Origin of the sequence: Paenibacillus nuruki, from assembly GCF_001721045.1 — a bacterium.
Lineage (GTDB): Bacteria > Bacillota > Bacilli > Paenibacillales > Paenibacillaceae > Saccharibacillus > Saccharibacillus nuruki.
Genome location: NZ_MDER01000024.1, coordinates 100,333 through 110,560, shown reverse-complemented (window position 1 = coordinate 110,560; position 10,228 = coordinate 100,333). Strand labels below are relative to the sequence as shown.

Genomic DNA, 10,228 nt, shown 5'->3' with positions numbered 1-10,228 from the left:
CTTCTAATTAATTCTTCTATCCTATTATCTACTTGCTCATAAGTCAATCCCAATAAATTAATTAAATCAGCATATATATAATTTTCTTTTACAGAATTCAAATAAAACATAATTAAAATATCTCTATAATCCATTTCCCCACCTACTTATAAAGTTTTAGCAATATAATTTGATCTTTTTTGTGTTTTTTTTCGCTCCGATAAAGATTGTTTTGAATAAAAAGGATTATCATTTTTAATTCTAGGAAATAAAGGATTCCAATTAATTATTTCATTTTCTTTCCAAAAACTACTAAGTGTGTTATTAGGAGTATTATGATAAAAAGCCATTAATGACTCTGAACCTTTATATCCCAATACATTATCTAATCTATTATTATTGATTTTAACTTCTAAATCATAAATCAATTTTTTTGAAGAATTTAATTCATCGGATAAAAAAATATATTGATTTGAGAATGCTTTTTTATGCAAATTTGAATATATTATAGTTAAATCAATCATTTGTTGCTCAACAAATTTATTAATGTAGTTTATTCCTTCTTCACATGCTTCTAATACTATCAAAAAAAAACGCTTATTTCTGATAGCTACTTCTTCAGCACACTCTTCGAAAATACTTTCTAAAAATTTCTTCATAGTTTTTCCAGTTCCAATCATATCATCAATAAATACAATATTATCAATTTTTTCAATTGGAAAATCCGAGTCTTTTTTAAGAAAATAAAGATCTGTTTTAAAACAATGTTTCGATAATCCATTTGTAATACGATAACAACCATGCATATCGTAAGAACTAGTTCGATCTTTATTATTTTTATACACTGGTAAAAAAAGAGTATTCTCATAAGCATTCTCTTTAAAATTTTTTAAAATACTTGAGTGTTCTTTTGTAAAACTTGAGTGTAGATCTTTAAAAATATTATTAACTCTTTCATGCGTATAATATGCAAAATTTTTAAGTAGCTTTAAAAAAACTTTTTGCTCTTCATTATTAGCTTGATTTATCCAATTTAACAATCCATCTATACTATTCATATTCCATTCAATTTTACAACAATCTAAAATTTCGTTTAATTCTTTTTGCTCTTTTTGCTCTTTTTCCATTCATACCATATCCCATCCAAATTAGTTATAAATTATTAATTATTTTTCATTATATCCATTAATTTTTTTCAAAAAAATTATATTTTAAAAATAGAATATTTGCTGTTATATTTATCTTTTAAGTTCTAATCTTTTTTAAACATGATCATGTGAAATATCTAGCATATAGTCTTGAATATTTTGTTCTTAGAATCTATTATCGTTTGTATTACGTTTATTCTTAAATCTACATCTGATTTTCATTGCTCTACTGCATATAATATATAGAGAAAATAAATAAATTAAGAGTACATAAAGCAATCCAAAATCTGCTCTTATTTTATTAAATGCATACATATAGGTTGAACTTAAAGCTTCTCTACTTTCTTTGGGATTACTTTGTTCTGGAGAGAGTTCGAATAGATTAAGTTAACTTGGAACCAAAAATAAACATTACAATGATGCTGCTATCGATAGTCAATCAATATGCAAAATGCTATACGTAAAATTAGTATTTACTGTGCGATCCGATGAGCCTATTGCCGAAATGATAAAACCTGCACAAAGAATGCAAATCGAAGCGAGAAACAAACTGCATCTTATTATTACTTTTATCATATTGTTCTCTCCTTTACTTATGTATTTATTGCTATACCTTTTATCATGCAACTTCTCTTTTTAATTTACGTCCATATACATAACCACCTTAACACAACCAAGAAAGGAAATCCTTACCATGAATAAAAAAATGATATTCTCTGCTTTACTATCGTCTACTCTGCTGTTGCAATCATCTTTATGTAATCCTGCACTAGCATCTAGTTCTTCCTTTCCAACTACATATACTTTTTATTTTGCTGATGATCCTAAAGGGTTTATTGTGAATCCTACGATCAATCAGAACGGTACCATCTTTGTAGATATCCGTGAGTTAGCCCAAGATGCTGGATTAACATTTGCTTGGGATTCGACGGTACAACGTGCTTCGATTAACGGATTTATGAAAAAAGCAGCGATTCGCTTAGGAAGTCACACTGCTATGCTAGATGGGAAAATGGTTACCCTAAGTGCAGCCCCTTTTAAATCTAAAGAAAAAAGAAATAATGTTGAAGCCGTCTATGTACCTATTCGCTTTGCTGTACAACTGCTTGGTGGAGATCATATAGAAATAGATCGGCAACAAGTTCATGTCACAGCTCGCAACATCAAGTCTTATGATGTCATTACTGATGTCTACAATGGCTCTACCTATACTTTGAAAAAGGATGGTGGAGACTTATATGTAGCTCATGGGAAGCAGGCTCCAGTGAAGTTGGTCTCGCTTGATACAGATTTTAATTCGACAGATATGGAATTCGAGTTGACTGCGGGTGGATTGTTAATTCTTACGATTAATGATGCGTATGGAGAGCCACATATTCATAACCAACAAGTGAAGCTTATTTTTCAAAAAGGGAAGTTGATCCGAAAAGCATATACAGACTTTACCACAATCAACGACTCCGACATTTCTACGTATCAAGGTAAGATTGTCTTAAGCGATGGGAAAATATTGCGAATGATTGAAGATGGAACAGGAAATGTTGTCGATCAGCTGGATCTCGTCAAGCTTGGTGGGGACAGTAATGAAAAATATGCTGTAGAAGGTCTGTACGATGATGCCATCATTATGCGTACAGCATCCAAAGGACGACTGCTTCTCATTGATCACAACACTAACCAAACTATCACATTATACAAAGAACTACTGGATACTTCGTGGCAAAAACAGATTAGTGAAGATGTAGATATCGATTCTTTTGGTTCAGGTGATTATCTTCAATTTGATAAAAGAGTCAATCATACATTCTATTTCACTTTTCGTGCTGGCTCTAATCAGGAAAAGCATTTCACCTATACTTTAAAATCGTAGAATGTCCTACTGCATCTATATTGGATACTATCTATTCTAATCCAGAGGGGAAATTTAAGTGATGTACAAAAAAATAGCTTTAGCGACTATGCTGACGTCTACCTTACTGATTTCTACATTCACATCTGTATATTTATTAGTATCATCACACAAAAAAGGCAACATCCTCTACATATTCAATAGTAGAAGATGTTGCCTTTTCACTTCAAATTTCTATAACCCAAACGTTAATTATACCGTTCTTTAATCATTAAAAAATCATATTCAGCTTATTTCTCCCACTGAATATATACCGTTTCATTCTAGTTTTACCAGCTTGCTTTCTGTACTCCGGGAATCTGACCTTTGTGGGCTAATTCACGGAATACGATACGGGATACTTTGAATTTTTGTAGGTATCCTCTGGGACGACCGGTGATCTGGCAACGGCTTTTGAGCCTTGTTGGAGAAGAATTGCGTGGTAATTGTTGCAATGCTTCATAGTCTCCCTTTTCTTTCAGTTCACGACGTAAATCTGCGTATTTAGCGACCATTTTTTCACGTTGTTGTTGACGAACGACTTTTGATTTTTTAGCCATAATGTAATAACTCCTTTTATCATTCATTTGATTTGTTATTGATTTTGTTTATATTGCTATACCATTGACCTGCTTATTGACCTAATTGTGGAAAAGGATCTTTGAACTTTTTCCAGTTGGAGTTCATTTCTTCTTCCGTTAGTAAAGCCTGATCCAAAGACTGTTCAATCTGTGCACGATCTAGGTCGATTCCGATCATAACCAGCTTGGTCACTCGATCTCCCCATACCTCATCCCAATCTGTTGGTAGCGGGTAACTGTCGCCCAAGTGATACTGTCGTTCTTCTTCGCTCAGCGCTGCAATCCATAAGCCCGCTGGTGATAATTGCTTGGAACTGCCTGCTTGACTGAATGATATCGCTGTCCGATTACGTGTAGCCATCCATAGAATACCTTTCGCACGAACCACTTCTTGGGGCCATGTTGTAATCCATTGCAATAACCGCTCTGGATGAAAAGGAACTTTGCGCTTGTACACAAATGAACTGATTCCGTATTCTTCGGTCTCCGGTATATGTTCTTCTTTCATCATTTCTTGTATCCAACCTGCGGATTGACTGGCTTGTTCGAAGTCGAATCGCCCTGTATTCAAGATCTCATGCGGATCGACCTTACCATATGTGGAACGGATGATTTTGGCGTTCGGTTGCAGTCCACGAAGTGCGGTTTCTAATCGTTCTAATTCATTAGGTTCAATCAGATCGCATTTATTCAAGATCAACACATCGCAAAATTCTACCTGCTCAATCAACAGATGCACTATTCGGCGTGTATCATCTTCTCCTGCGGCTTGTCCACGATCTGCAAGAGATTCACGTGAATGATAATCGTTCCAGAATCCTTGAGCATCGACAACGGTCACCATTGTATCCAGACGGGTAAATTGCGTCAGATCGATACCCTGTTCTTCGTCTACATAACTGAATGTCTGAGCAACAGGAACTGGTTCGCCAATGCCTGTCGATTCGATCAACAGATAATCATAACGTCCATCTTTGGCTAGCCTTTCTACTTCCACTAATAGATCTTCACGCAGTGTACAGCAGATGCACCCATTAGACATTTCGACTAATTTCTCATCTGTTCGAGACAATCCGCCTCCATCGCGGATAAGATCAGCATCAATATTCACATTACTCAAGTCGTTAACGATAACTGCGACTTTCAAGCCTTCTCGATTATTTAATACATGATTCAATAATGTCGTTTTGCCTGCCCCTAGATAACCACTCAACACAGTAACAGGCATTTTGGATGCTTGTTCGATCATAGTCATGATTTACACCTCGCATTTCTTTAATCGTAATAATTACTATTAAATCCATGAATACACTGTACTCCTCTTATTTCTAGTTTGTCAAATCATTTTCACCGTATTACACATATGAAAATAAGATCATACATTAATTAATATTTATATTTTTTAGTTTACAATCGTAATCGTAACGATTATTATTTATGAAGCATAGTTATTCATTCAGCAAGCAAAACGCTATGCAATATGTACATCGTTAGTCATATCGTTTACAGATTTGCTATATATAAGGGGGATTTTTCTTGTTATCATTATTATCCAAAAAAATAGGTTACTCGATTTCGTTCGTTATACTTGTTTTATTGTTAAGTGCTTGTACTTCACAGACTTCTTCTACTTCGGGTGAAGCGACAAATACCAAAAAGCTAACCCTTTTATTCAATGTGCAAAGCAATACCATTGATCCTCATACCGATGTGAACTATACCGCTTCTCGTGCAGGGATTAGCGAAACGCTAGTTAAGATTGACGATGAGCAACAACTACAACCGTGGTTAGCCACTTCTTGGAAAAGTAAAGATGGACAACATTGGACATTCCAGATTCGTCCAAATGTTACTTTTCACAGTGGTGCTCCTGTCGATGCACAAGCGGTCAAATCTTCATTAGAACGTGTCACTCAAGAAAATCCAGCGATTCGTAATGCGCTACATATTGAGAAAATGACAGCTAATGGGCAAACTTTGCAGATCGTTACCGATACCCCTCTTCCTCAGTTCCCTTCTGAACTGGTGCATCCTAATACGGGTATTATTGATACGTCTGTCGATGGAAGTACACCAAGTGGTACCGGCCCTTTTGTATTGACCCAATTCAAGCCCGGTATAGAAGTAGATGTGAAGCGGAATCCGAGTTACTGGAATGGACAGGTTAAGTTAGATGAAGCAACCTTCTCTTTTAATGAAGATGCGAATGCTCGTCTATTAGCACTGCAATCGGGTAATGCAGATGTAGTCTATCGCTTCCCTGTAGAAAGTCTGTCTCAATTGCAAACGGATCCTAATCTAGTGATTGAATCTGTACCTGGATTACGTGCACATCAGCTTATTTATAATATGGAGAATCCACACCTTGGCAAATTACATGTTAGACAAGCGATCGACGCATTATTAAATCGTCAAGAAATTGTAGATGCTGTTATGTCAGGTCAAGCTTCGGTAGCGGAAGGTCCTTTCTTAGCAGATTCACCTCTTTCTCCAAAATACACAGCGAAGCCATTTGATATAGAACGTGCACGTACGTTATTTGCTCAAGCTGGATATACGGTAACTAATGGGCAAGTGACTAATAACGGAGCACCTTTAACTTTCAACCTTGTAACGTATCAGTCACGTGCTGAATTGCCTATTATTGCCCAGCTTGTACAAGCCAATGCTGCCCAATTAGGCATCAAGCTGAATATTCAGCAGGTCGATAATGCAGATGAGTATCTAGCCGAAAATAAAAATTGGGATATGGCGATCTATAGCTTTATTACAGCGCCACGTGGGGATGCCAGTTATCTCCTCAACTCAGTCTATACACCAACAGGTGGGCTGAATTATGGACAAGTCAAAGACCAAGCACTCAACACATTAATCCAACAATTGAACCAAACGGTAGATGTAGAACAACGTAATCAGATTGCCCAACAAGCAGTAGAAATGATCGATCGCAACTTGCTACACTCTTATATTATTCATCCGAATAACTTTGTGGCGCATCAGAAACGTGTCAGTGGCTGGGTCACAAGCAAAAGCGAATATTATATGTTAACGAAAGATCTGGATGTGAATTAATATGCGTATTTTTGTACAGAAAATAACAGGATTATTGTTATTTCTTCTGATCTTATCGTTTATTAGCTTTTGTCTACTGCAATTAGTGCCGGGTGATCCCGTTCGTAGCATGTTACGAGTCGATGATGTAGCTGTGACAGATGATCAGATACAGCAGATGCGTGAACAACTTGGGCTGGATCAATCTGTTTTTGTTCAATATGGATACTGGCTTCAAAATCTATTTTCGTTAGACCTCGGTAACTCTTATATGACTGGACGACCTGTATTTATTGAATTTATCGAGAAGATTCCATATACCCTTATGCTGACAGGCACTTCATTGTTAGTGATGATTATGATTTCGCTTCCGCTAGGGATTCTGTCTGCCCTTTATCGTGGTCGTATGACAGATCATTTGAGCCGAATCTTTGCACTGATTGGCTCTTCGATTCCTAGCTTCTGGTTAGGTCTGTTATTGATTGATCTATTTGCGGTTAAGCTTAGAATATTGCCTTCGATGGGTGAAGGTTCATGGCAACATCTTATTCTACCTTCGATTACACTTGGAATTGCGATGTCTGCGGTATATGTGCGGTTGATTCGGGCGAGTATTTTGGAAAGTAGTCATCAGGAATTTATTCGTTCTGCTCGAGCGCGTGGTGTAGGTAAACAGCGTATTTTCACTTTTCATCTTATGCGTCATAGTCTAATTCCATTACTGACTGTTTTTAGTGAAAGTATCGGCAGTCTACTTGGAGGAACCGTCGTTATTGAAGTGCTATTTGCATATCCCGGTCTAGGCAAATGGATCGTCGATGCGATAACAGCACGAGATTATCCGATTATTCAAGGCTATATGCTATTTATGAGTATTTTTATTGTTTTACTGAATATGATCGTGGAATGGTCTTATCGCTACATCAATCCAGCTATTGCGATCGATCCGCGTAAAAAAGGAGTGACTTCCTGATGAGTTTAAGCATAGGATTACGTTACTCTTTTTTAACTCTATTTCTTTTATTTCTGATTGTCGCTCTAGTCTGGACACCTTACGATCCTTACCAAATTCAGATGGGTGATCGACTTCAGACGTCCAGCGCTATCCATTGGTTAGGTACAGATCATCTAGGCAGAGATTTGTTATCTCGAATTATGGAAGGTGCTCGTACCACTGTAGGTATCAGTCTAGCGATACTGTTTGTATCTTTATTGATCGGTGTTCCTTTTGGACTGTTATCCGGTTATATCGGTGGCTGGTTGGATAAAGCATTCAAAAAAATCATAGATGCTTTTATGACATTACCGGATTATATCTTTGCCTTAATATTAACTGGATTATTAGGACCTGGATTAGTGAACTTGATCTTTGCGATTACAGCTGTCAAATGGGTCAGCTATGCACGTTTGGTACGGAGTATTGTACTGGAACAACGCCAAAAAGATTATGTCCGACTAGCAGAAATTAGTGGTATGAAGCCGTGGAAATTAGTTGTAAAGCATATTTTGCCACATACCATCGGTAATCTGCTTGTACTGGCTACACTCGATATCGGTAAAATTATTCTGATGATCGCTTCACTGTCGTATATCGGTCTGGGTCCACAACCGCCTAGTCCGGAATGGGGCGCTATGCTAAGTGAAGGCAAAACGTATTTCCAGACCGCTCCACATCTTATGATTTTCCCGGGATTATGTATAGTCATCACTGTATTGTTGACCAATAGCTGGGGTGATTTTCTACGTGATCGGTACGATGTGCATATTCAATCCCATTCAGCCAAGCGTTCAATGTCTTCTATTCTTTTCCGCAAAGGGGTGTAATCCATGTTATCTATACGTGGACTGACGGTTCATCATCAATTACAGACACTGGTTCATCCGCTAGATCTTCAGTTACATCGTGGAGAATGGTTAGCCCTTGCTGGTGAAAGTGGAAGTGGTAAAACATTGACCAGTCTAGCCATTGGTGGTTTACTTTCAGCCGATCTTCATGCTCACGGCAGTATTCAATTAGAAGGTAAAGAATTACTTCATTTATCAGAACCTGAATTTCGGCATATTCGTGGGCGTGAGATTGCTTATGTATTTCAAGATTATCAGAGTGCGTTCACTCCTTTTATTACAATTGGTAAGCAAATGGACGAAATGATACGTGCTCATACATCGTTATCCCGTCAACAGCGCCAACATTCCTGTTTAGCGCATTTAGAGCAAGTTGAATTACCTGCCAAGCCAGTCTACAATAGCTATCCGTTTGAACTCAGTGGCGGGCAATTACAACGTGCTGCGATTGCTACAGCGCTGTTGCTTTCTCCTAAAGTCTTAATTGCAGATGAACCGACAACAGCGCTAGATAGTCTAACATCGCGTTCCATTATTCAGTTAATTCAACGAATCCAGCAAGAAACAGGAATCGCTATTTTGTGGATTACGCATGATCTGCGTCAAGTCCAACGTACTGCCGATACATTACTTATTATGAAGTCCGGACAAGTCGTAGAATCTGGAAAAAGTCACAGCATCTTTTTCCATCCTACACATCCGTATACAGTTCAACTTTTATCTTCTATTCCCAAATTACCTTCTCGCTACCGATTAGAGTTACAAAATAAGCAGGTGAACACATGATGACAACGACATTTACACCTATTTTGAAAGCAGATCATCTTACTAAAATCTATAGCGATCGCCCTACTCCTGCATTATCTGATGTATCTTTGACGATAGGTAAAGGAGAATGTGTCGGTATTGTCGGTGAAAGTGGTAGTGGCAAAAGCACACTGGCACGCTGTCTATTACGTTTAGAATCGTTAGATCAAGGTACGATTGAATTTAGGCAACAACTGTATCATTCGCTTAAAGGTCATTCTTTGCGTCAGGCAAGGCAACATATAGGAGCTGTATTTCAGCATCCTACAGCCGCACTTAATCCTAAGCTCACGATTATCGATTCATTAATGGAACCGTTAGATTTACAACCATCACTACGTCCTTCTTTTATATCGCAACCGATTCGTAATCGAGAGCAGATCGCTACACAGTTACTTGAATATGTTCAATTACCTACCAAGTTGTTATCAGCCTATCCACATGAATTAAGTGGCGGGCAAAAACAGCGTGTCACCATTGCCCGGGCAATCAGTACTGAACCTGATCTGATCATCTTAGATGAGCCAACAGCCAGTCTGGATGTGACGAGTCAAGCCGCTGTACTGAAATTACTGCAAGAACTTCAACAATCGCTTCATTTATCATATTTGTTTATTTCTCATGATCTAGCTGCGGTGTATCAAATGAGTGATCGTATTCTGGTGATGCGTCATGGACAAGTTGTAGATCAATTTGCATCAAACGATCTGTATCATGAAGAACGCCATGAATATACAGCTTCGCTTTTAGATGTATTTTTGGCATAAAGAATACTATTGGCTTAGTTCACATCTTATATAGACCCTTTTGAGAGTAGATATCATTCTGCTTTCAAAAGGGTTTTTTATATATTCATATTGTAATCATTATATATATAAATAGTTCTTTTCGACTGATTTAATAATCATTAACCATCTATTTATAATGTA

At 37.2% G+C, this 10,228-nt stretch carries 9 protein-coding genes; 6 read left to right on the top strand and 3 right to left on the bottom strand.

The window, feature by feature from the left end; all coding sequences use genetic code 11:
• Positions 1-146 precede the first annotated feature (146 nt).
• Positions 147-1,106: a phosphoribosyltransferase gene (locus PTI45_RS02385; RefSeq protein ID WP_069325932.1), complete on the bottom strand. Its 960-nt coding sequence runs from the start codon at positions 1,104-1,106 to the stop codon at positions 147-149.
• Between the two features lie 715 nt (positions 1,107-1,821).
• On the opposite strand from PTI45_RS02385, the gene PTI45_RS02380 reads away from it, so the two are divergent.
• Positions 1,822-2,997, top strand: coding sequence for a stalk domain-containing protein (locus PTI45_RS02380; protein WP_069325931.1), 1,176 nt, complete (start codon positions 1,822-1,824; stop codon positions 2,995-2,997).
• A gap of 308 nt (positions 2,998-3,305) precedes the next feature.
• On the opposite strand, the gene rpsN is transcribed toward PTI45_RS02380, so the two are convergent.
• Positions 3,306-3,575, bottom strand: a complete 270-nt coding sequence (gene rpsN / locus PTI45_RS02375) for a 30S ribosomal protein S14 (protein ID WP_069325930.1) — start codon at positions 3,573-3,575, stop codon at positions 3,306-3,308.
• A gap of 73 nt (positions 3,576-3,648) precedes the next feature.
• Entirely contained in the window at positions 3,649-4,854 is a 1,206-nt protein-coding gene (locus PTI45_RS02370; protein ID WP_425415562.1) for a GTP-binding protein, read from the bottom strand.
• Positions 4,855-5,132: 278 nt separating this feature from the next.
• Between PTI45_RS02370 and nikA the strand changes: the two genes are divergently transcribed.
• From nikA to PTI45_RS02345, 5 genes are read left to right on the top strand one after another with little or no spacing between them, the layout of a single operon-like run.
• Complete coding sequence (gene nikA / locus PTI45_RS02365) at positions 5,133-6,668, top strand: nickel ABC transporter substrate-binding protein (protein ID WP_069325928.1); 1,536 nt, start codon at positions 5,133-5,135, stop codon at positions 6,666-6,668.
• 1 nt (position 6,669) lies between these two features.
• Positions 6,670-7,620 carry a nickel ABC transporter permease gene (nikB, locus tag PTI45_RS02360; RefSeq protein ID WP_069325927.1) on the top strand — a complete coding sequence of 317 codons (951 nt, stop codon included), beginning with the start codon at positions 6,670-6,672 and terminating at the stop codon, positions 7,618-7,620.
• Positions 7,620-8,471, top strand: coding sequence for a nickel transporter permease (gene nikC, locus PTI45_RS02355; RefSeq protein ID WP_083243299.1), 852 nt, complete (start codon positions 7,620-7,622; stop codon positions 8,469-8,471). The genes nikB and nikC overlap by 1 nt, the downstream gene beginning before the upstream one ends.
• A gap of 3 nt (positions 8,472-8,474) precedes the next feature.
• Entirely contained in the window at positions 8,475-9,278 is an 804-nt protein-coding gene (locus tag PTI45_RS02350) for an ABC transporter ATP-binding protein (RefSeq protein ID WP_069325926.1), read from the top strand.
• Positions 9,278-10,066: an ABC transporter ATP-binding protein gene (locus PTI45_RS02345; protein WP_069325925.1), complete on the top strand. Its 789-nt coding sequence runs from the start codon at positions 9,278-9,280 to the stop codon at positions 10,064-10,066. The genes PTI45_RS02350 and PTI45_RS02345 overlap by 1 nt, the downstream gene beginning before the upstream one ends.
• Positions 10,067-10,228: the final 162 nt, after the last annotated feature.

Bases quoted from the DNA above. Each gene is read 5' to 3' on its own strand.
- nikC (WP_083243299.1), top strand. From the start codon at position 7,620: ATGAGTTTAAGCATAGGATTACGTTACTCTTTTTTAACTCTATTTCTT.
- PTI45_RS02350 (WP_069325926.1), top strand. From the start codon at position 8,475: ATGTTATCTATACGTGGACTGACGGTTCATCATCAATTACAGACACTG.
- PTI45_RS02380 (WP_069325931.1), top strand. From the start codon at position 1,822: ATGAATAAAAAAATGATATTCTCTGCTTTACTATCGTCTACTCTGCTG.
- rpsN (WP_069325930.1), bottom strand. From the start codon at position 3,575: ATGGCTAAAAAATCAAAAGTCGTTCGTCAACAACAACGTGAAAAAATG.
- PTI45_RS02385 (WP_069325932.1), bottom strand. From the start codon at position 1,106: ATGGAAAAAGAGCAAAAAGAGCAAAAAGAATTAAACGAAATTTTAGAT.
- PTI45_RS02345 (WP_069325925.1), top strand. From the start codon at position 9,278: ATGACAACGACATTTACACCTATTTTGAAAGCAGATCATCTTACTAAA.
- nikB (WP_069325927.1), top strand. From the start codon at position 6,670: ATGCGTATTTTTGTACAGAAAATAACAGGATTATTGTTATTTCTTCTG.